The sequence below is a fragment of the Flavimobilis soli genome (assembly GCF_002564025.1).
GTDB lineage: Bacteria > Actinomycetota > Actinomycetes > Actinomycetales > Cellulomonadaceae > Flavimobilis > Flavimobilis soli.
This window is the reverse complement of record NZ_PDJH01000001.1, coordinates 1,833,975-1,854,090: the sequence shown is the minus strand read 5'-3', so window position 1 is coordinate 1,854,090 and position 20,116 is coordinate 1,833,975. Positions and strand designations below refer to the sequence as shown.

Annotated in this window: 19 protein-coding genes; 6 read left to right on the top strand and 13 right to left on the bottom strand. The window is 72.6% G+C overall.

Annotation, left to right across the window (positions count from 1 at the left end; all coding sequences use genetic code 11):
• Positions 1-18 precede the first annotated feature (18 nt).
• Complete coding sequence (locus ATL41_RS08435; RefSeq protein WP_169924531.1) at positions 19-1,002, top strand: glycerate kinase; 984 nt, start codon at positions 19-21, stop codon at positions 1,000-1,002.
• A 256-nt stretch (positions 1,003-1,258) separates the two neighbouring features.
• On the opposite strand, the gene gtfA is transcribed toward ATL41_RS08435, so the two are convergent.
• Complete coding sequence (gene gtfA / locus ATL41_RS08430) at positions 1,259-2,743, bottom strand: sucrose phosphorylase (protein WP_098458078.1); 1,485 nt, start codon at positions 2,741-2,743, stop codon at positions 1,259-1,261.
• A 92-nt stretch (positions 2,744-2,835) separates the two neighbouring features.
• Between gtfA and ATL41_RS08425 the strand changes: the two genes are divergently transcribed.
• Complete coding sequence (locus ATL41_RS08425; RefSeq protein ID WP_098458077.1) at positions 2,836-3,867, top strand: LacI family DNA-binding transcriptional regulator; 1,032 nt, start codon at positions 2,836-2,838, stop codon at positions 3,865-3,867.
• Positions 3,868-4,083: 216 nt separating this feature from the next.
• Here the strand turns inward: ATL41_RS08425 and ATL41_RS08420 are convergent, their stop codons facing one another.
• Positions 4,084-4,800 (bottom strand): hypothetical protein, encoded by a 717-nt coding sequence (locus ATL41_RS08420; RefSeq protein ID WP_098458076.1) that lies wholly within the window; start codon positions 4,798-4,800, stop codon positions 4,084-4,086.
• A gap of 269 nt (positions 4,801-5,069) precedes the next feature.
• Positions 5,070-5,591, bottom strand: coding sequence for an ASCH domain-containing protein (locus ATL41_RS08415; protein WP_245854711.1), 522 nt, complete (start codon positions 5,589-5,591; stop codon positions 5,070-5,072).
• Positions 5,592-5,653: 62 nt separating this feature from the next.
• Here ATL41_RS08415 and ATL41_RS08410 point away from each other — a divergent pair, with 62 nt between their 5' ends.
• The 3 genes from ATL41_RS08410 (at position 5,654) to ATL41_RS08400 (ending at position 10,127) form a co-directional block, all read left to right on the top strand.
• On the top strand, positions 5,654-6,556 hold the full coding sequence (locus ATL41_RS08410; protein WP_098458075.1) for an EamA family transporter: 903 nt from the start codon (positions 5,654-5,656) through the stop codon (positions 6,554-6,556).
• A 354-nt stretch (positions 6,557-6,910) separates the two neighbouring features.
• The gene (locus ATL41_RS08405) at positions 6,911-9,190 is read left to right on the top strand and encodes an exo-beta-d-1,3/1,6-glucosidase (protein WP_245854709.1); all 2,280 of its coding nucleotides are present in this window, start codon (positions 6,911-6,913) and stop codon (positions 9,188-9,190) included.
• Between the two features lie 250 nt (positions 9,191-9,440).
• Entirely contained in the window at positions 9,441-10,127 is a 687-nt protein-coding gene (locus ATL41_RS08400) for a DNA alkylation repair protein (protein WP_098458074.1), read from the top strand.
• 177 nt (positions 10,128-10,304) lie between these two features.
• Here ATL41_RS08400 and ATL41_RS08395 read toward each other — a convergent pair whose 3' ends face one another.
• A complete protein-coding gene (locus ATL41_RS08395; protein ID WP_098458073.1) occupies positions 10,305-10,667 on the bottom strand; it encodes a winged helix-turn-helix transcriptional regulator in 363 nt (120 codons plus the stop codon).
• Positions 10,668-10,772: 105 nt separating this feature from the next.
• On the opposite strand from ATL41_RS08395, the gene ATL41_RS08390 reads away from it, so the two are divergent.
• The gene (locus tag ATL41_RS08390) at positions 10,773-11,417 is read left to right on the top strand and encodes an NAD(P)-dependent oxidoreductase (protein WP_098458072.1); all 645 of its coding nucleotides are present in this window, start codon (positions 10,773-10,775) and stop codon (positions 11,415-11,417) included.
• Between the two features lie 159 nt (positions 11,418-11,576).
• On the opposite strand, the gene ATL41_RS08385 is transcribed toward ATL41_RS08390, so the two are convergent.
• From ATL41_RS08385 to ATL41_RS08345, 9 genes are all read right to left on the bottom strand, one after another.
• The gene (locus ATL41_RS08385) at positions 11,577-12,236 is read right to left on the bottom strand and encodes a pentapeptide repeat-containing protein (RefSeq protein ID WP_169924530.1); all 660 of its coding nucleotides are present in this window, start codon (positions 12,234-12,236) and stop codon (positions 11,577-11,579) included.
• Between the two features lie 23 nt (positions 12,237-12,259).
• Entirely contained in the window at positions 12,260-12,595 is a 336-nt protein-coding gene (locus ATL41_RS08380) for a YnfA family protein (protein WP_098458070.1), read from the bottom strand.
• Positions 12,596-12,732: 137 nt separating this feature from the next.
• Complete coding sequence (locus ATL41_RS08375; protein ID WP_098458069.1) at positions 12,733-14,754, bottom strand: FtsX-like permease family protein; 2,022 nt, start codon at positions 14,752-14,754, stop codon at positions 12,733-12,735.
• Positions 14,751-15,443, bottom strand: coding sequence for an ABC transporter ATP-binding protein (locus ATL41_RS08370; protein ID WP_098458068.1), 693 nt, complete (start codon positions 15,441-15,443; stop codon positions 14,751-14,753). The genes ATL41_RS08375 and ATL41_RS08370 overlap by 4 nt, the downstream gene beginning before the upstream one ends.
• Entirely contained in the window at positions 15,440-16,012 is a 573-nt protein-coding gene (locus ATL41_RS08365; protein WP_098458067.1) for a PadR family transcriptional regulator, read from the bottom strand. The genes ATL41_RS08370 and ATL41_RS08365 overlap by 4 nt, the downstream gene beginning before the upstream one ends.
• Positions 16,013-16,070: 58 nt before the next feature.
• Positions 16,071-16,901: an ABC transporter ATP-binding protein gene (locus ATL41_RS08360; protein ID WP_098458066.1), complete on the bottom strand. Its 831-nt coding sequence runs from the start codon at positions 16,899-16,901 to the stop codon at positions 16,071-16,073.
• On the bottom strand, positions 16,898-17,962 hold the full coding sequence (locus ATL41_RS08355; RefSeq protein WP_098458065.1) for a FecCD family ABC transporter permease: 1,065 nt from the start codon (positions 17,960-17,962) through the stop codon (positions 16,898-16,900). Before ATL41_RS08355 ends, ATL41_RS08360 begins: the two co-directional genes overlap by 4 nt.
• A complete protein-coding gene (locus ATL41_RS08350; protein ID WP_169924529.1) occupies positions 17,959-18,999 on the bottom strand; it encodes a FecCD family ABC transporter permease in 1,041 nt (346 codons plus the stop codon). Before ATL41_RS08350 ends, ATL41_RS08355 begins: the two co-directional genes overlap by 4 nt.
• Positions 18,996-20,054: an iron-siderophore ABC transporter substrate-binding protein gene (locus ATL41_RS08345; protein WP_098458063.1), complete on the bottom strand. Its 1,059-nt coding sequence runs from the start codon at positions 20,052-20,054 to the stop codon at positions 18,996-18,998. The genes ATL41_RS08350 and ATL41_RS08345 overlap by 4 nt, the downstream gene beginning before the upstream one ends.
• Between the last annotated feature and the right edge of the window lie 62 nt (positions 20,055-20,116).

The following is a 20,116-nucleotide window of genomic DNA, read 5'->3' as shown; positions in this document are numbered from 1 at the left end:
GTCCGGGAGGATGGACCCGTGCACATCCTGATCTGCCCCGACAAGCTCAAAGGCACCGCGACCGCGCCGGAGGTCGCCGCGGCGATCGCGGCCGTCTGCGCGGAGCGCGGCCACACGACCGAGGTTCTGCCGCTGGCCGACGGCGGCGACGGCACTCTGGACGCGCTCGGCGGCCCGAACCGCACGACGGTCGTCACCGGACCGCTCGGCGCTCCGGTCGAGGCGGGCTGGCGACTGGACGGCACGACGGCGGTGATCGAGTCCGCACGAGCGTCCGGTCTGGCGTTGCTCGAGGGGCAGCGGCTGCGGCCTCTCGACGCGACGAGCGCCGGCACGGGCCAGCTCGTCCGCGCGGCGGTCGAGGCGGGCGCCACGCGCGTCCTCGTGACGGTCGGCGGCTCGGCCATGACCGACGGTGGCGCGCCCGCGGTCGAGGCGATCGGCACCCTGCCCGACGGCGTCGCGCTCACCGTCGCGTGCGACGTCACGACCCGCTTCGAGGACGCGGCCCGGGAGTTCGGGCCGCAGAAGGGCGCGACGCCCGACCAGGTCGAGAACCTCACGCGCCGGCTCGGCGCCCTGCGGCGCCTCTACGTGCGCCGCTTCGGCGTCGACGTCGGGGATATCCCCGGCGCAGGCGCGGCAGGCGGTCTGGCGGGAGGCCTCGCGGCGCTCGGCGCGCGGCTGGTGCCGGGCTTCGACCTGGTCGCGGACGCCGTCGGGCTCGACGCCGCGATCGGTCGTGCGGACCTCGTGGTGACGGGCGAGGGGCTGCTGGACGCGACGTCGTTCGCCGGGAAGGTCGTCGGGAGCGTCGCCGAGCGCGCCCGCGCTGCGGGCGTGCCGGTCGCGGCAGTCGTGGGCGACGTCGCGCCCGGGACGCACGCGCCGTTCCCGGTCGTGAGCCTCGTCGAGACGTCCGGCCGCGACCGGGCGCTCACGGACACGCTCGCGGCGGTCCGCGAGGCGACAGCCCGCCTCCTCGCCGCGCCGACCGCCTGAGGTCGTCCGCGCTTCCTGTCGCCCGGCCCCCGTCTGCGCCTCATCCCCGATCGCGGCCGGGTCCTCTCCCGCGAGGCGGCCCCACATGAGTGGGCCCTGTAAGGAGGCTCCCGTGAGGAAGCCCTGTGCACGAGGTAGGGCCTTCCACGCGCGGTAGGGCCCTCCATGGGCCTACCTCACGTGCAGCCCCCTACCTCGGCGAAGGGAGCGGCGCAGACGCCAGGCCGAGAGCGCGGCAGCTCGACCCGATCGCGGCTCAGGCGGCCGTCGAGCTCCACGCCCGCGGCGTCGGGCCGGTGACCTCGACGTCCGCCTCTCCCGTGGCGAGGTCGACGCGCAGGGTCGCGACGGCGTCGGGCACCTCGACGCCGCGGCGCACCATCGTCAGGACGCTGCCGTCGAGGCTCGCCTCGACGTCGCCGTCGAACGCAGGGACCTCGTTGCGCAGGCGGAACAGGTCGAGCTGAGCGCGCACGACCGGACGCTCGAGCGCCTCGTCGATCTCCGCGAGCGTGTAGTGGTGGCGGTTGATGTCGCGGCCGACGCCCGTGCGCTCGAGCAGTTCGACGTCGTTGCCGCCCGCGAGCGCGCCGACGTAGTAGACCTGCGGCACGCCGGGCGTGAACACCTGGATGGCACGGGCCGCGAGGTACCGGCGGTCGTCCCCGCCGAGCGCGTCGTAGAACGTCGAGTTGACCTGATACAGGTCGAGGTTGGACGCCGCGGCGCCCGTCGCGAGCCGGCTCGTGCCGCCCGTGCGCTCGTGGATGCCCTCGACGAGCTGGTCGATCTGGGTGGCGTCGAGCAGTCCCGGCCGCGGCGCCTCGCCGGGGCGGACGGTCTGGTCGGGGCCGACGTCGATGACGCCGATGCCGTCGTGCGTGTCGAGGACCGTCACGGCGTTGCGGGGGCGGATGCGCATCCACTCGGCGAGGACGGAGCCGTCGCCCGTGTACAGGGCGTGCAGCACGAGCGGCGGCAGCGCGAAGTCGTAGACGAGGTCGACGGACCGACCGATCTCGATCTGCCGCTGGTAGTACGAGTGCACCTCGACGAGGACCTCGACGCCCTTCGCGCGGGCCTCGGCGGTGAACTCCTCGATGAAAGCGAACGTCTCAGGGGTCATGAAGCTCGTGGTGCCGGGCGTCTTGACGGCGTACCCGACGGCGTCGAGCCGGACGAGGCTCACGCCTGCGGCGGCGACGGCGTCGAGGATGCTCGTGAGGTAGGCGCGGCCCTGTGCGGAGCGGACGTCGATGTCGACCTGCTGCGGCGTGAACGTCGTCCACACGTATCGCAGCTCGTCGCCGAGGCGCATCGCGGTGAAGGGCAGGCCGGGGCGGGGCCGGTAGATGCGCGCGAGCTCGGCCTCGGTCGCGCCGTCGGGGAAGACGGACGACATGGTGAGGAACATCGGGAAGTGCGGGGACGCCGTGCCGTGGCGCACGACGTCCTGGAACGCGGCGGAGTCGGCGGACACGTGGTTCACGATGAGGTCGACGACGGTGTCGTGCGTCTGGGAGAGGTCGCGGACGTCGTCCCACGTGCCGAGGCGGGGGTCGACGGCGGTGTGGTCGACGGGGTCGAAGCCCGCGTCGGCGCCGTCGAACGGCGTGAAGAAGGGCAGGAGGTGCACGCCGCCGAACGCGCCCGCGAGACGGTCGCGGAGCAGGCGCGCGGTACCGCCGAGGTCGCCGCCGAGACGGTCGGCATAGGTGATGAGCTGAACCTGGTTCTTCATGCTCCCAGCATGATCGGAAGCGCTTCCAAGGTCAAGGGCCGCCCCTCCGGAAGCGCTTTCTTCTCGGCACTTGGCGGGCATACGATCGGCACATGCCCTCTGGAAGCACGCCGAGCCTCAACGACGTCGCACAGGCCGCCGGAGTATCCCTCGCCACGGCCTCGCGCGCGCTCAACGGCGCCTACGGCGTCGCCCCCGCCACCCGGGCGCGCGTCCTCGAGGCAGCCAGCCAGCTCGACTACGTCGCGTCCCCCGAGGCGCAGCGCCTCGCGGGCGGCGCCGCCCGCCGTGTCGCGCTCGTCGTCCCGCACATCAACCGGTGGTTCTTCGGCGAGATGGTCTCCGGGATCGAGCGCGTGCTCTCGCGCGCCAACATGGACCTGCTTCTCTACCACGTCGACGGCCCCGAGGACCGCGCCACCTTCCTCACGCGGCTGCCCGCGCGCCGCAAGGTCGACGCCGTGATCGCCGTCGCCTTCCCCGTCGACGCCGCGGAACAGAAGCGCCTCGAGCTGCTCGGCGTCCAGGTGGTCGCCGCCGGCGGCCAGACGGCCGACTACCCGAACGTCCACATCGACGACTGCGCGGCGGGGAGGCAGGCCGTCCAGCACCTCCTCGACCTCGGCCACCGTCGGATCGCGATGATCGCCGGCACCGACCCGCACCACCCCGACTGGCCCGACGCGTCCGGCCGGTCGCGCGCCTGGCACGAGGCGCTGCGCGACGCCGGCGTCGCCGCCGACGGCAACCTCGTCCGGAACATCACCTGGGTCGGCACGGAGGCCGCCGCCGCGATGGACTCGATCCTCGACGGCTGCGCCGAGCGGGGCGAACCGATGCCCACCGCGGTCTTCGCACACAGCGACGAGCTCGCCTACGGCGCCACCCAGGCGATCGTCCGGCGCGGCCTGCGCATCCCGGAAGACATCTCGATCGTCGGCATCGACGACCACCCCGTCTCGTCGTTCGTCGACCTCACGACCGTCAATCAGCAGGTCGCGCTCCAGGGCGAGCTTGCAGCACAGCTTCTCCTCGACACCCTCGCCGGGCGCCCGGCAAAGCACGAGACCGTCGTCGAGACGACGCTCGTCGAGCGCAGCTCGACGGCCCCACCCGCCCGCTGAGAGCCCCGTCAGAGCGATGACACGCTCGGTCGAGACCGCGCCGTCGGGACGACCGGGGCGCAGCGGGAGGTCCCGAACCTTCGGCCAGGACGACGAACGCCGAGGTAGGGCCTCGCACGCGAGGTAGGGCCTTCCATGGCCCTACCTCGCGCGGATGGCCCTACCTCGGCGCCCGCAGACAGCAGGGGCCGGGCGCTCAGCGCCCGGCCCGCCGCGTCACTTCGTGGTGATCGTGAGGGTCTGCGTCGACTTCTTGGTCTTGACCTTGGACCAGACCTTCTTCGTCGTCTTGACCGACACCTTGAGGGTGCCCACCGGGATGACGTAGGACTCCTGCGACTTGGTGCGGTGCAGGTCCTCGAAGGCGATGGCGTTGCCTCGGGCGTCGGCGCCGTACCAGGCGCGGTCCTGCTTGTTGTAGCCGAAGTACACGTCCGAGTACCTCACGGTGCCCTTCGACTTGGGGTCCGTGCAGGCGACGTCCGCCATGTGCGTGATCATCTCGAACTTCTTGATCTTCTTGACCTTCGAGGTCTTGCACATCATCGGCGCCATGCCGTCCTCGAGCGCGACCTTGACCTTCTTGTTCGTGCGCTTCGTGGTCGCCGTCTTGTACTTGACGGTCGTCGTGACCGTGTAGGTGCCGGCGCCGAGCTTCGCGGACTTCTTGTTCTTGGCGACGGTCTTGCCGTCCTTCGTCACGGTGACGGTCTTGCTCGTGACCTTGACGTTGCCCTTCGTCTTGACGACCGGCTTGATCGTCGCGGTCGCGCCCTCGACGACGGAGACGGAGGCGATCTTGCCGATCGTGACGGTCGGCTTGGCGGTCGCCGCGCCAGCGGGGGCGGCAGCGACGGCTGCGCCCGTGAGGATGAGCGCGGAGGTCGCGGCGGTGGCGACGAGCTTGCGCGCGCCGGAGGTGATGACAGACATGGTGATTCTCCCTGAGTAGGTGTCCGAGCGCGGCGCGGCCGGACCCCTCAGATCCCCCTGCGCGCACCGCCGCACCACCATCGGCACCCCGGAGGCCGAACATGAGGCCCAGAGGCACGCGAGCTTTCCCGAGCCAGCGGATCCTTGCAGGTCACCGGGCCGGACGGTCACCCTGCCTGGTCTTCTCGTACGACCAGTCCTTGACGGTGCGCGTGGTCCCTGGTCGTGCTCGACATGGACGGCCTGGTCAGCGGCCGCGCACGAGCACCCTAGCGGTCGGCGACGGCGGCGGGCCAGACCACCTCGAACCGCTCGAGGACGACCGGGGTCGCGTCCGTGAACACCTCGCCGCGCGAGGCGCAGATGCGCGTCCAGTAGCGGCGGTGGACGTCGCGCCACTCGTCGAGCGTGCCGTCGCCCTCGGCGGCGGCGAACGCCTCGTCAGCGCTCCAGATCGTGCCGAGGCGCAGCGACAGGGTGCGCAGCACGTAGCGCGGCTTGCCCTCCCCGTCGCACACGACCCAGTGCGCCCCCACGCGCGGGAGCGGCACCCCGCGCTGGAGGAACGTGTCCACGAGGTCCGACGTCGCGCGCTTGTCCCGCGTCTCGACCCACTCGACGATCTCGGTCGCGTAGTCGGCGGTGTCCGCGAAGCGGTCAACCTCCCACTCGGGATGCTCGGCGACGATGTCCGGGTTCGCCGCGGAGTACTCCTCCCACATGGCGCGTGCGGCGGCCATGTCGAAGGGCGCGGCGGGTCTGCCCGCGGCGTCGTGCGTGTCGTCGTCCACGACCTCATGATCCCCCGACGACAGGCCCCTGGCCTGTCCAGCGCGGGTGAGACAGTGGTCACGTGAGAAGCGCCCGACCGTCGTCCGCCCCTGCGCTCGGGCTCGTGCTCGGGTCGTGCGTCTCGCTGCAGCTCGGCGCGGCGGCTGCCGCGCACCTGTTCGACGACGTGTCCCCTGCCGGGGTGTCGTTCCTGCGGCTCGGCGTCGCCGCCGTCGTGCTGGGGCTGATCTTTCGTCCGCGCGTGCGCGGGTGGACGGGCGCGCAGTGGCGCGCGGCGGGCGTCTTCGGGGTGACGCTCGCGGCGATGAACGGCATGTTCTACGAGGCGATCGCGCGGATCCCGCTCGGGGTGGCGGTGACGATCGAGTTCGTGGGGCCGCTCGCGCTGTCGGCGGTGCTGACGCGCAGGGCGAAGGACCTCGTGTGGGTGCTGCTCGCGGCCGCGGGGGTCGCGGCGCTCGGGCTGTCGTCGGACGACGTCGGTGGTCGCCTCGACCCGTGGGGGGTCGCGTTCGCGCTCGGTGCGGGGGCGTTCTGGGCGGCATACATCCTGGCGAGCTCGCGCGTCGCGCGGACGGTTCCCGGCCAGGGCGGTCTCGTCGTCGCGACGGCGGTCGCGGCGGTCGTGCTCGCGCCGTTCGGGGCGGCGGACGCCGTCGTCGTACGGGGCGACGCGTCGATGGTCGGGCTCGCGCTGGTCATGGGCCTGCTGGCGTCGGTCGTGCCGTACACGCTCGAGCTCGCGGCGCTGCGGCGGCTGTCGCCCCGTCCGTTCGGGATCATGCTGAGCCTCGAGCCGGCGATCGCGATGCTGTTCGGGTGGCTGCTGCTGAGCCAGGCGGTCGACGCGCTGCACCTGGTCGCGGCGGGGGCGGTGATCGCGGCGAGCCTGGGTTCGGCGGTCACGGCGCCGGAACCGCCTCGTCCGGCCGACGCTGATCGCGTGGCCGCGCCCGCTCCCTGAGCCGCGCGCCCTCCCCCGGGAGCCCTGCCGCCTCGCTCCGCCGCGGTCCGCCCGGCCCGGTCCGCCCCGGCCCTTTCGACCGATCGCCCGGATGCACAACTCACGTGTGGACCCGGGCGATCGGTGGAACTCCCCCTCGGCCCAGCTCAGCCAGACCGGCGGACAGCCCGGATGCACGGGTCACGTGTGCATCGGGGGGATCGGTCGGCGAGACGGAGCGCGCAGAAGGGCTGGTGAGCGGCCCTGGCCGCGTCGGAACGATTCGACTATGCTCTTCCGTGCCGGTGTGGGAGCGCTACCACACCAACCGGGCCACCGCCCGAGACGCCGACGCCGCCGTGAGAGGACCCTCCCGTGACCCTGCCCTACCTCGACCCGACCCTCCCGGTCCCCGACCGCGTCGCGGACCTCCTCGGGCGCATGACGCTCCCCGAGAAGGTCGGCCAGATGCTCCAGCTCGACGCGAGCTACGGCGTCCGCCACCTCATCGAGGAGAAGCACGTCGGCTCGATCCTGCACACCTCGCCCGAGCTGGTCCGCGAGGCCCACGAGATCACCGAGACCACGCGCCTGCGCATCCCGCTCCTCATCGCCGAGGACTGCATCCACGGCCACTCGTTCTTCAAGGGCACGACGATCTTCCCCACCCAGCTCGGCATGGCCGCGTCCTGGGACCCCGAGCTCGTCGAGCGCGCCGCCCGCATCACCGCCGTCGAGGCCGCCGCGACCGGCATCCACTGGACCTTCTCCCCCGTCCTGTGCATCGCCCGCGACCTGCGCTGGGGCCGCGTCTCCGAGACGTTCGGCGAGGACCCGTTCCTCATCGGCGAGCTCGCGTCCGCGATGGTCCGCGGCTACCAGGGCGCAGGCCTCGACGACCCGACGGCGATCCTCGCGACCGCCAAGCACTTCGCCGCGTACTCCGAGACGCAGGGCGGCCGCGACGCGAGCGAGGCCGACGTCTCGCGCCGCAAGATGCGCTCCTGGTTCCTGCCGCCGTTCGAACGCGTCGCCCGTGAGGGCTGCCGCACGTTCATGCTCGGCTACCAGTCGACCGACGGCGTGCCGATCACGCTCAACGACTGGCTGCTCAACGACGTGCTGCGCGGCGAGTGGGGCTACACCGGCACGCTCATCACCGACTGGGACAACGTGGGCCGCCTCATCTGGGAGCAGCACCTCATGCCCGACCACACGCACGCCGCCGCCGCGGCCGTGAAGGCCGGCAACGACATGATCATGACGACGCCCGGCTTCTTCGAGGGCGCGCAGGACGCCGTCGCGCGCGACATGCTCGACGAGTCGCTCATCGACGCCGCCGCCGCTCGCATCCTCACCCTCAAGTTCGAGCTGGGCCTCTTCGAAGACCCGCGCAGGCCCGACGACGCACGCCAGAAGGCCGTCATCGGCACCCCCGAGCACACGGCCGTGAACCTCGACGTCGCGCGCCGCTCCATCACGCTCCTCACGAACGACGGCGTGCTGCCGCTCGCCGGCGGCTTCACCGCCGGGGCCGACGGACGCGCCACCGGCGGCGACACGACGCCGCGCCGCATCGCCGTCGTCGGCCCGAACGCCGACGACCCGCACACGACGCTCGGCGACTGGGCCGGCGCGTCCGGCCAGGCGCCTTGGCTCATGGACGGGCACCCGCGCGAGATGGTCACGACCGTCCTCGACGGGCTGCGCAACCACGTGCCCGCCGACTGGGAGGTCACCTACTCGCGCGGCGCCGACATCATCACGCTCGCCGACGACCCGGACGGCGCGTTCTTCCCCGACGGGCAGCCGCGACCGAAGGTCGCCGCGCCGACCGGGCCGGACGAGGCGCTCATCGCCGAGGCCGTCGCGGCCGCGCAGGACGCGGACTACGTCGTCGCCGTCGTCGGTGACCGCATCGAGCTCGTCGGTGAGTGCAAGTCCACGGCGACGCTCGAGCTGCTCGGCGGGCAGGTCGCCATGCTCGAGGCGCTCGCCGCGACCGGCAAGCCGCTGGTCGTCGTGCTCCTCGCGTCCAAGCCGCACGTGCTGCCGCAGGTCGTGCTCGACGCCGCCGCGTTCGTCTGGGCGGCCAACCCCGGCATGCAGGGCGGGCGGGCGCTCGCCGAGATCCTCCTCGGCATCACCGAGCCGTCGGGCCGCCTGCCGATCTCGTTCGCGGTGCACGTCGGCCAGCAGCCGACGTACTACAACCAGCTCCGCGGCCAGCACGGCTCGCGGTACGCCGACCTCACGCAGCGCACAGCGTTCGCGTTCGGCGAGGGCCTGACCTATACGACCGTCGAGTACGCCGACCTCACGCTCGCCGAGTCCGCGCTCAGCGCGGACGGCACGATCCGCGGCACCGTGACCCTCACGAACACGGGCACGCGTCCGGCGCGCGAGGTCGTGCAGGTCTACGTGAGCGACGTCGTCACCTCAGCGAGCTGGGCGGACCAGGAGCTCAAGACGTACCGCGTCGTCGAGCTCGCACCCGGGGAGACGCGCGTCGTCGACCTCGAGCTGCCTGTCGCGGAGTGCACGATCGTCAACGCGGCCGGTCAGCGCGTCGTCGAGCCGGGCGACTTCGAGCTGCGCGTCGGCCCGAGCTCCCGCACCGAGGACCTGCTCACGGCGGCCTTCACGGTCGCCTGAGCCCACGTCTGCCTCGGCGCGCCCGCCCCCGAGGGCGCGCCGGGGCGGGTTCGGCGGGCCCGGCGGAAGTGCGTCGAGGTAGGCGGTTCCACGCGAGGTAGGGGTCGGTACGTCAGGTAGGGCGCTCGACAGCCCTGACTCACGCGCAGGGCCCTACCTCGGCGGAGGCGATCGCCCACTCTGGTGCCGCTCCCTGTTCGGCACCGGCCGGAGGCTCGCTTTGCCACGCACGCCGGGTGAGGATCGACGCATGACGACGCACGCACAGACGGCCGCGACCGTCGCCGAGATCCAGGCCGAGCTCGCCGCGCTCGAGGACCCGAAGATCCGTGCGGTCAACGAGCGGCACGGCGACGAGCACGGCGTGAACCTGACGAAGCTGCGGGCGGTCGCGACCCGCCTCAAGACGCAGCACGAGCTCGCGCTCGAGCTGTGGGCGACCGGGGACGCCGCCACCCGCCTCGTCGCGCTGCTGGTCTGCCGGCCCAAGGCGTTCTCGGCGGCCGAGCTCGACACGATGATGCGCGAGGCGCGGGCGCCGAAGGTGCTCGACTGGCTGCTCAGCTATGTCGTCAAGAAGAGCCCGCACGCCGAGGACCTGCGCGCGGAGTGGTTCGACGACGCCGACCCGGTAGTCACGGCCGCCGCTTGGGCGCTGACGTCGGTCCGCGTCGCGAAGAAGCCCGAGGGGCTCGACCTGCCCGCCCTGCTCGACCTGGTCGAGACGCACATGAAGGACGCCCCGGACCGCCTCCAGTGGGCGATGAACGAGTGCCTCGCGACGATCGGCATCCACCACCCCGAGCTCCGCGAGCGCGCGGTCGCGATCGGCGAGCGCCTCGAGGTGCTCAAGGACTACCCGACAGCGCCCGGGTGCGTCTCACCGTTCGCGCCGATCTGGATCGACGAGATGGTCCGCCGTCAGGGCGCCCGATAGTCGGTCCCACGACCGGGCCGTCGCGGCCAGAGCGCCACCACGAACGCCGCGGCACCGGCCGCGAGCGCCAGCGGTAACGCGATGCCCCGTCCGTGCGACGGGCCGAGCGCGTCCTCGAGGATCAAGGCGGTCCCTACCCACGTTCCTGGGGGTCCGCGACGTCGGACGGGGGTGCATCTACGTCACCGCGTCGAACTGCTCGCGCGCCACGACGATGTCGTCCATGTGGTCGACAGCCCATGCGGTGAGCGCACTGAGCGGGCCGAGGAGGGAGCGCCCGGCGTCGGTCAGCTCGTAGTCGACGCGCGGCGGGACGACGGCGTGGACCGTGCGGCGCACGAGGCCGTCGCGCTCGAGGGAGCGGAGCGTCTGGGTGAGCATCTTCTGCGAGATGCCGTCGACGTCGCGTGCGAGCTCGCCGAACCGGCGCGGTCCGTCAGCGAGCGCGCCGACGAGGAGGACGGTCCAGCGGTCGCCGATGCGGTCGAGGACGACGCGGGACGGGCAGCCCCGCGCGTAGGGGTCCCAGGGCTGTGTCATGGTCGCTCCTCGGTTACCGGAAAGTGCGTACTTTCGCATGGAGAGTGACTCTCCTATGGTGAGGATAGCCCCGGCGCGCAGCGCCCACCAGACCCAGGAGGACCCATGACCCGCATCACCGTGCTCGGCGGAACCGGCTACACCGGCAGCAACATCCTCCGCGAGGCTGTCGCCCGCGGTCACGAGGTGACGTCCATCAGCCGCACCCTCCCCGCCGACCAGATCGACGGTGTCACGTACCGGACGGGCGACGCGCTCGACGCCGACACCCTCGCGCACGTCGCAGACGGGGCCGACGTCGTCGTGCACTCCCTCGCCCCCCGCGGCCCGCTCACGGACACCTTCCAGGACGTGGTCCTCGCCGCTGCTGCGGCCACCGCGCAGGCCGGCGCCCGCTTCGGGATCATCGGCGGCGCAGGTTCGCTGCACGTCGTCGAGGGCGGTCCACTGCTCGTCGACGGCCCCGAGTTCCCGGAAGCGTTCCGCGCCGAGGCGCAGACCATGGTCGGCGTCCTCGACGCCCTGCGCGACTCGGCCGAGGACCTCGACTGGTTCATGGTCAGCCCGGCCGCCGGCTACGGCTCCTACGCTCCCGGCGAGCGCACGGGGTCGTACCGCGTCGGCGGTGACGTCCTGCTCACCGACGACGACGGCACGTCCTTCATCTCGGGCGAAGACTTCGCGATCGCGGTCGTCGACGAGATCGAGCGGCCGGCCCACCGCCGCACCCGCTTCACGGTCGCCTACTGACAGATCGCCGTCACCGGCCCGAGCAGGGTTTGCCGAGGTAGGCCCGGGCACGCGAGGTAGGCCCCCTTACGCAAGGTAGGGCCGTCCAGGGCCCTACCTCGAGCGCACTCCCCTACCTTGCGTGCACCCACCTACCTCGATGGAAGGCTGTGCAGCGCGTCACTCGACGCGCAGGCCCACCTCCCGCGCGAGCAGCGGCGCGAGGCGGACGAGCTGGTGCCCGTCGATCGTCGCTCCGCGCAGGGACGCGACGCCGTCGATACCGTCGAGCTCCGCACCGCGGAGGTCGACGTCCGTGAGCCGCGCTTCCCGCACGTCGAGCCGGCCGACCGTCGTGTCGGCGAACGCGACCCGGTCGAGCTTCGCCTGCACGAGGTCGAGCTCGTCGATCGTGCAGTCGGTGAACATGACGTCGCGCAGGTGCGCGCCGCGCAGGTTCACGTAGCCGAGCTTGCAGCCGACCACGTGGACAGAGCGCCACGAGCTGTCGTAGAGCTCGGACGCACCGATGCGCCCACCTTCGAGGACGACGTCGTACCACGAGCCGCGAGCGCCCCGCAGCACGGGGATGTTGGGCCGCTCGATGCGCGTCTCGAGGAGCCGCGCGGAGCGCAGCTCCGCTTCCCCTGCCGCGAGCGCGACCAGGCGGGACTCGCGGATCGTCACTCCGGTGAGGTCGAGTCTCTCGACGGCCACGCCCTCGATCTCGAGCGCCTCGACATCGTCGCCGGTCTGCAGGTCCGCCGCACTGCCGGGCTCGAGGTGGCCGAGGGTGAGAGGACTGAGGTGCGGTGCAACGACAGGACGCTTCGGAGGCATGAACCGATTCTCCCGCGCCGGCCTCACGCCGACCGCGGCGCGTACATGATCAGGGCGACGCCCACCAGGCAGACGAGCGCACCGAGGACGTCCCACCGGTCGGGCCGGAAGCCGTCGACCGCCATGCCCCATACGAGCGACCCGACGATGAACACCCCGCCGTACGCGGCGAGGATCCGGCCGAAGCTCGCGTCCGGCTGGAGCGTCGCGAAGAACCCGTAGAGCCCGAGGCTGATGACGCCCGCGCCGATCCACAGCCAGCCGCGGTGCTCGCGCACGCCTTGCCATACGAGCCAGGCGCCGCCGATCTCGAAGAGCGCGGCGACGACGAACAGGATGATCGATCGGGCGAGGGTCACGTGCTCATCCTCCCCGGGGTGGGCCGACTGGTCCACGGGCGGCTGCCTCGCAGTCTCCGCGCGCCCTGGGCGCGCGTCGTGGCCACGTGTCGTGGCCACGTGTCGTGCCGGCCCCCTGCCCCGGCACGACACGCGCCTCACTCCTCGCGGAGGAGCTCTGGGGTGAGCCGGGTCGTCGCGGCAGGCAGCGTGAGGAGCGGCACGAGGGTGACGACACTCGCGACGACGCCGAGGAAGAGCGGCACCCCCGCGCCGATCACACCGAGCCCCGTGCCGGTCGACCAGGCGACCGCCCCCACGAGGATCAAGCCGCAGCTGGCAGCGAGGACGACTCCGGCACCCAGCGGCAGGAGCACCTGCACGGCCTGCGCGGCGAGGAGGGTCCGCGGCGGCACACCGACGGCGACGAGCCGGGCCACCGTGCGACGCCGCTCCTGCTGACGGTCGACTGCCGCGAGCACGATCCCCAAGCACCCGAGGCCGACGAACCACGCGACGAACGTCAGCAGCAGCGAACGCTGCGCCTGCACGGACGCGTACGTCTCGAGGTCGGGCAGGTGTGCGGCGACACCGAGCGTCGCGAGCTCGTCCGCAACCTCCTGCGCTGCCTCGGGGCCGCCGTGCGCGAACAGCGTGGCCATCATGACGGGCGGCGGATCCGCCCCCAGGAGCGCGGTCGGCACGAAGAGGCCGAACGGCACGGGTCCGATGCTCCCCCCGCCCCCGACGACGCCCTCCCACAGCTCGCCCGTCGCGTCGGCGTCAGCCACGATCGGGGCGTCGGAGACGTCGACGGTGATGGCGTCCTGATCCTCGATGCTCACGTGGCTCATGAGCGTGACCGATGTGTCGGCAGCCCGCTCGTGGCCCCGCCCGACGATGTGCGCCGCCCGGTCATCCCGGCACCCCGTCACCACGACGAGGCGAGCGAGCTGCTCGCACGTGCCGACGAACACCTCGCTGCCCTGGACGGGCAGTCCGTCGTCATCCAGCCGCATGTAGGACGGCGCGACAGCCAGGACCTGCGGCAACGCAGTCGCAGCCCTGATGTCCCCCGCCGTCAGGCCGTGCGGACGCCCGACCTCCGAGACGGCCGCGCTCTCGTCGTCCTCGCCCGCACCCTCCACCTCGAGCAGGATGCTGATCGGCCCACCGTCCGCCGCGAGCTTCTCGAGCCGGTACTGCTCGTCGTACGTCAGAGCTCCGAGGTAGCCCGCCGCACACGTCGTCAACAGCACGACCACCGACACGCTCGCCACGACGCGCGAGACCGACGTCGGCTCCGTCTGCATCCCCCGACCTGCAAGGACTGCGGCCGTGCGGCGGGTGCCCACGAGGATCCCCGCGCACCACGACGCGACGAGCGACGGCACATAGGCGGAGCCCACGGCGAGCAGCACCACGCAGCCAGCGATCACGAACCCGACCGGGACGTCCGACTCCTGGATCTGGGCGAGACGTACCGCTCCCCCGACAACGGCGCCGTCAGGCTCCAGCGTCTTGATGGTCCCGGGCATGCCCGCCGCGAGCCACGCGGTGAGCGCGAGTCCCGCGCCGAGCGGCGCGAGCGCCCACGGCAACGGCAGGCGACGCGTGCTCGCGGCACGCCGAACAAGGGGGGAGGACGCGAGCCGCCACGTCCCGGCCACGGACGCGAGGCCCGCGGTCGCAACGAGCACGACGACGACCCCTGCGGCGAGTGATGGAGTGACACGGAGCGGCTCCGGCAACCCGTGATAGGTGCCTGCGACCGTGTACCGCCACCCTGCGCTCAGCGGTGCCACGGGGATCGCGAGGAGCACGCCCGCGACCGCACCCGCCGCGGCCAGCAGGCCGGCTTCGAGCGCGCCGACGGTGCGCGTCCGCGCGGGAGTGAGTCCGAGGACCCGCAGAGAGGCGAGCCGACGGTCACGCGTCGCGGCAGACAACCGGCCGACCGTGACGAGCAGGATGACAAGGGGCAGGAGCACAACACCCGTCCCGCCGGCGAGCACGAGGCGCGCGGAACCGGAGGTGGTGTCGGTCAGGGCGGCGCCCTGCAGAGCCGCGGCGAGTGCGAGCACGAACCCACCCAGGACGTTCGCGCCGAGCTGCGCGCCGACTCGCAGCCGACCTCCGGCCCGGGCCAGCCGCCAGGCGAGGTCGACGAGGGATGTCATCGCGGCTCGCCGACGTGTGCGGCCTGGTCGACGATGCGACCGTCTCGCACGAGGACGTCACGGCTCGCGTAGGACGCGACGCGCAGGTCGTGCGTGACGAGGACGACGGCGGTGCCCTGGTCGCGCGCCGCATCGACGAACGCTTCGAGCACGAGCTCGCCCGTGAGCGTGTCGAGCGCGCCGGTCGGCTCGTCGGCGAGGACGACGGGCGGTGCGTGCACGAGCGCGCGGGCGACCGCCGCCCGCTGGGCCTGTCCCCCTGACACCTCGGAGAGACGACGGTCAGCCTCACCGGCGACCCCGAGCCGGTCGAGAGCCTCGAGCGCGCGGACCCGGGCTGGTCGCGCGCTCACGCCCGTGAGGCGCAACGGCAGCTCGACGTTCTCGACGACGGTGAGCTCCGGGACGAGCTCGCCGTGCTGGAAGACGAAGCCGAGCTGCCGCAGCCGGACGTCGGAGCGCTGCCGCTCCGACATCGTGTCGATCCGTACGCCTGCGATCTCGACGGTGCCGGCGTCCGGTCGCAGGAGACCGGCGAGGAGGTGCAGGAGTGTGGACTTGCCCGAGCCGGACGGTCCCATGATCGCGACGATCTCCCCGGGTGCGACGGCGACGCTCGCGTCGACGAGCGCAGTCGTCGCGCCGAAGGCCTTGGCGAGGTGGGTTCCTGTGAGGACGGGCGTGGTCATCGGTCGTCCTCGGTGCTCGTGCTGGCCGGCACGGTCGGGCTCGCCGTGCTGCCGCGGACCTGTTCCGCGAGCGTCTCGAGGCGTGTGCCTGCGAGCTCGATCCAGCGGAGATCGGCCTCGAGGTGCGCGATCTCGTAGTCGGCGGCCAGCCGGTCGACGACGTCGCCGTCGCGCCGGGCGGCGGTGAGCTCGCGCATGCGCGCAAGGTAGGCGCGGCGCTGGGTGTCGAGGACGTCGTCGGCGGCGCGGCCTGCGACGAGGGCGAGGACGACTTTCGTGAAGAGCTCCGAAGGCCTGCCTGTGGGGACGTGCGGCGAGCTCAGCCAGGCGTCGAGCTCGCCCGCGCCTGCGGGGGTGATCGCGTAGACCTTCCGATCGGCGCCGTCGCCGTGCTCGATGCCCACTCCGCCAGCGAGGCCGTCGCGCTCGAGCCGCGCGAGCGTGGCGTAGACCTGGCCGTACTTGAGCTCCCGGCCGTGACCGAGCAGCTCGTCGTACCGACGCTTGAGGACGAATCCGTGCGTCGGGCCGCTGTCCAGGAAGGCGAGGATCGCCATCGGAACTGTCATGGCCAGGAGACTACACGCGATGTATACACTGCGTGAACATCCCTCCCGGACCGCTGGCTCAGCGCGCCGCCGCACCGCCCACGCCGGTCGGCGCCACACGATGCCGCCCGAGCGGCAGCATCATCGGTCGGCCGGACGTCGGGTCCTCGATCACCCGGCTCTCGAGGCCGAACACGGTCCGCACCGTGTCCTCGGTCAGCACGTCGCCCGGGGCGCCGGCCGCGTGCACCGCGCCGCCGACCATTGCGACGAGGTGGTCGGCGTAGCGGGCTGCGAGGTTGAGGTCGTGCAGCACCATGATGACCGTCGTGCCGCGAGCGCGGTTGAGGTCGGTCAGCAGGTCGAGCACCTCGACCTGGTGCGCGACGTCGAGGAACGTCGTCGGCTCGTCGAGCAGCAGCAGGTCCGTCTGCTGCGCGAGCGCCATCGCGATCCACACGCGCTGCCGCTGGCCACCCGAGAGCTCGTCGACCGGCCGGTCGATCAGGTCGGCCGTGCCGGTCGTCTCGAGGGCTTGCGCGACGGCGACGTCGTCGGCTGCGGTCCACCGCGACATGAGGCCGTGGTGCGGGTGCCTCCCGCGGCCGACCAGGTCGCCCACGGTGATGCCGTCGGGCGCGACGGGCGACTGCGGGAGCAGCCCGAGGGTGCGTGCCAGCTGCCGGGCGGGCGTCGCGTGGACGGCGCGGCCGTCGAGCAGCACGTGCCCCTGCTGCGGGGCGAGGAGCCGGGACATCGACCGCAGCAGAGTCGACTTGCCGCACGCGTTCGCGCCGACGATCGCCGTCACGGCTCCGGGCGGCACGGTGAGGTCGAGCCCTTCGATGACGACCCGGTCGCGGTAGCCGACGGTCAGGCTCGTCGCGGCGAGCGTGTGGGCGGCGGTCATATCGACCCTCCTGCACGGTGGGAACGGATGATCAGGTAGACGAGGAACGGCGCGCCCAGCACGCCCGTGACGACACCGACGGGGAAGCGCGTGCCCACACCGTGCTGACCGACGAGGTCGGCGAGGAGCACGAGCAGCGAGCCCGTCAGCGCGGCCGGCAGGAGCAGCGAGCCGTTGGGGCCGACGAGCCGCGCTGCGATCGGCCCCGCGAGGAACGCGACGAACGCGATCGGCCCGGTAGCCGCCGTCGCGAACCCGATGAGCCCGACGGCCGCGACGACGACGCCGAGGCGCGTGCGGCCGACGCGCGTCCCGAGGGCCGACGCCGCGTCGTCGCCCAGGCGCAGCGTCTCGAGGTCGCGTGCGAGCGCTGCGAGCACGGGTCCGAGCACCGCGAGCGCGACGGCCACGGGCACGACCTCGCTCCAGCGCGACCCGTTGAGGGACCCGGTGAGCCACCGCATGGCCTCGTTGACGTCCCACTCGGAGGCCCGCTGCAGCAGGTAGGTCGTGACTGCCTCGAGCATGGCGGTGACGCCGATCCCCACGAGGACGAGCCGCGTTCCCGCGACGCCGTCCTTCACGGACAGCACGTAGATGAGCAGGGCGACGCCGAGCCCGGCGACGATCGCGAAGAGCGACACCTGGGCGCCGTCGAGGCCGAGCACGACGATCGCGAACGTCGCGGCGACGCTCGCACCGGAGCTGATGCCGATGATGTCGGGGCTGGCGAGCGGGTTGCGGAGCATCGTCTGGAAGGTCACGCCGGCGAGGCCGAAGCACGCTCCGGCGAGCAGCCCGAGGGTCGCGCGCGGGAGTCGCAGGCGGCCGACGGCGAACGTGGCACCGTCCGCGTCACGTCCCAGCAGCACGTCGAGGACGGTTCCGGGGCCGTAGAACGTCCTGCCGATCATGAGGCTCAACGCCCACACAACGACGATCGCGGCGACGAGCGCGAGGGTCACGCCGGTGCGCCGCCGGGCGCGCCGACGGCGCTCGGCAGCGACCTTCGCGACGAGCGCGGGCCCCGCGAGCGCGGGCGGGACGACGGTCGCGGTCACAGCTCGCGCACCTTCCTGCGGCGCACGATCGCGATGAAGAACGGTGCGCCCACGATCGCGGTGATGATGCCGACCGCGATCTCCTCCGGCCGCGCGACGACACGTCCGACGACGTCGCCCAGCAGCAGGAGGCACGCGCCTGCGAGCGCGGAGAACGGCAGGAGCCACCGGTGCGCGGGCCCGACGATCAGGCGGCACGCGTGCGGGACGACGAGCCCGACGAAGGCGATCGGGCCTGCGACCGACGTCGCCGCGCCGCACAAGACGATCGCGCCGAGGGACGCAACACCGCGCGCGACGGCGACGTTCTCGCCGAGGCCTGCGGCGACGTCGTCCCCGAGGGCGAGGGAGTCGAGGCTGCGCGCGCACGCAAGGCACACGACGAGACCTGCCGCGAGGAACGGCAGCACGGGAGTCATGGTCGCGAAAGTCGCTCCGCCCACGCCGCCGACCTGCCACGAGCGGACGGTGCCGGAGATGTCGTTGCGGCCAAGAACGACACCCGCGATGAAGGACGAGAGGGCCGCGGACGTCGCGGCGCCCGCGAGCGCGAGCTTGAGGGGCGTCGCTCCGCCGCGGCCGAGCGACCCGATGACGTACACGAACACCGCGGTCACCCCGGCGCCGAGGATCGCGACCCACACCTTGCTCGTCGCGGTGGTCAGCCCGAACCAGGCGATCCCGACGACGACGGCGAGCGACGCTCCGGTCGTCACGCCGAGGATCCCCGGGTCGGCGAGCGGGTTACGCGTCACGCCCTGCATGACGGCGCCGGCGAGGCCGAGCGCCGCCCCGACGAGGGCGGCGAGGGCCGTGCGCGGCACGCGCACGGCGACAGCGGCGTGGTCGAGCCCGTCACGTGCGCCACCGAGGGCGGCGACGACGTCGTGCCACGCGACCTGGCGCGAGCCGACGGCGAGGGACGTGACCCCTGCGGCGACGAGCAGCGCGACGAGCACGGCGAGCCACAGGAGGCGCACGCGCGCCGACCGTCGCACGAGGGCGACGGTCGGCGCGGGGGTGGCGGTCGCGGTCACTTCACCTTGGCGGCGGCGTCCGCGAGCATCGTCACGTACTCGTCGAGGACCCACGAGATCGCGAGGGGCGTGGGGTTCGCGGCCGTGCCGATCGGGTCGGAGCCGGGCAGCGAGACGATCGCGCCGGCCTTGACGGCGGGCATCTGCGACAGCAGCGGGTCCTTCTCGAGGGCCGCGACGATCTCGTCGCCGCCGTAGGTGACGATGAGCTCGACGTCGTCGAACGTGTCGACCTGCTCGGCGGAGACGGTGCCGGAGAACGCGTCGGGGTCCTTGCTCGCCGCCGTCACGGACGCGGGCGTGGTCAGTCCGAGGTCCTCGAAGAACGCGGCGCGCGTGTCCTTCGGCGTGTAGAACGACACCTGGCTGAGGTCCGCGGTGTCGACGTGGGTGAGGAACATCGTCGACGTGCCGGCGAGGCCATCGTGCTTGGCGACCGCTGCGGTCATCTGCGCCTCCAGGTCGGCGACGAGAGCGTCCCCCTCAGCTGCGAGGCCCAGGGCCTTCGCGTTGAGGCGGATCATGTCGCGCCACGACGTGACCCACGGCCCTTCGGGGTACGCGACGACGGGGGCGATCTCGCTGAGCGTGTCGTAGTCCTCCTGCGTGAGGCCGGAGTAGGCGGCGAGGATGACGTCAGGCTCGGTCTCGGCGACAGCCTCGAAGTCGATGCCGTCGGTCTCGTCGAACAGCACCGGGGTCTGGGCGCCGAGCTCGGTGAGCTTCTCCTCGACCCACGGCAGGGTGCCGTTGCCGTCGTCGTCGCCGAAGTTGGCGGCGGCCATGCCGACGGGGACGACGCCGAGCGCGAGCGGCACCTCGTGGTTCGCCCAGTTGACGGTCGCGACGCGTTCGGGCTTCTCGTCGATCGTCGTCGTACCGAGAGCGTGCTCGATCGTGACGGGGAAGGTCGCGGCGGGTGCCGTCGTCGACGGGGCTGCGCTCGTCGGCGCTGCGCTCGTCGGGGTGGAGGGCTCGGTCGTCGAGCCGCACGCGGCGAGCGTGAGAGCGAGGGTCGAGGCCGCGAGGGCGGCGAGGATCCTGGTGGGACGCATGGGGGTGCTCCGGTCTGCGGGGAGGGTGACGTGGGGCAGATCGTCATCCACCCATTAGGCAA

Excerpts from the sequence above, each read along its gene's own strand:
- ATL41_RS08345 (WP_098458063.1), bottom strand. The coding sequence starts at position 20,054 with ATGCGTCCCACCAGGATCCTCGCCGCCCTCGCGGCCTCGACCCTCGCT.
- ATL41_RS08375 (WP_098458069.1), bottom strand. The coding sequence starts at position 14,754 with ATGACATCCCTCGTCGACCTCGCCTGGCGGCTGGCCCGGGCCGGAGGT.
- ATL41_RS08370 (WP_098458068.1), bottom strand. The coding sequence starts at position 15,443 with ATGACCACGCCCGTCCTCACAGGAACCCACCTCGCCAAGGCCTTCGGC.
- ATL41_RS08400 (WP_098458074.1), top strand. The coding sequence starts at position 9,441 with ATGACGACGCACGCACAGACGGCCGCGACCGTCGCCGAGATCCAGGCC.
- ATL41_RS08420 (WP_098458076.1), bottom strand. The coding sequence starts at position 4,800 with ATGTCTGTCATCACCTCCGGCGCGCGCAAGCTCGTCGCCACCGCCGCG.
- ATL41_RS08365 (WP_098458067.1), bottom strand. The coding sequence starts at position 16,012 with ATGACAGTTCCGATGGCGATCCTCGCCTTCCTGGACAGCGGCCCGACG.
- ATL41_RS08360 (WP_098458066.1), bottom strand. The coding sequence starts at position 16,901 with ATGACCGCCGCCCACACGCTCGCCGCGACGAGCCTGACCGTCGGCTAC.
- ATL41_RS08425 (WP_098458077.1), top strand. The coding sequence starts at position 2,836 with ATGCCCTCTGGAAGCACGCCGAGCCTCAACGACGTCGCACAGGCCGCC.
- gtfA (WP_098458078.1), bottom strand. The coding sequence starts at position 2,743 with ATGAAGAACCAGGTTCAGCTCATCACCTATGCCGACCGTCTCGGCGGC.
- ATL41_RS08390 (WP_098458072.1), top strand. The coding sequence starts at position 10,773 with ATGACCCGCATCACCGTGCTCGGCGGAACCGGCTACACCGGCAGCAAC.
- ATL41_RS08395 (WP_098458073.1), bottom strand. The coding sequence starts at position 10,667 with ATGACACAGCCCTGGGACCCCTACGCGCGGGGCTGCCCGTCCCGCGTC.
- ATL41_RS08385 (WP_169924530.1), bottom strand. The coding sequence starts at position 12,236 with ATGCCTCCGAAGCGTCCTGTCGTTGCACCGCACCTCAGTCCTCTCACC.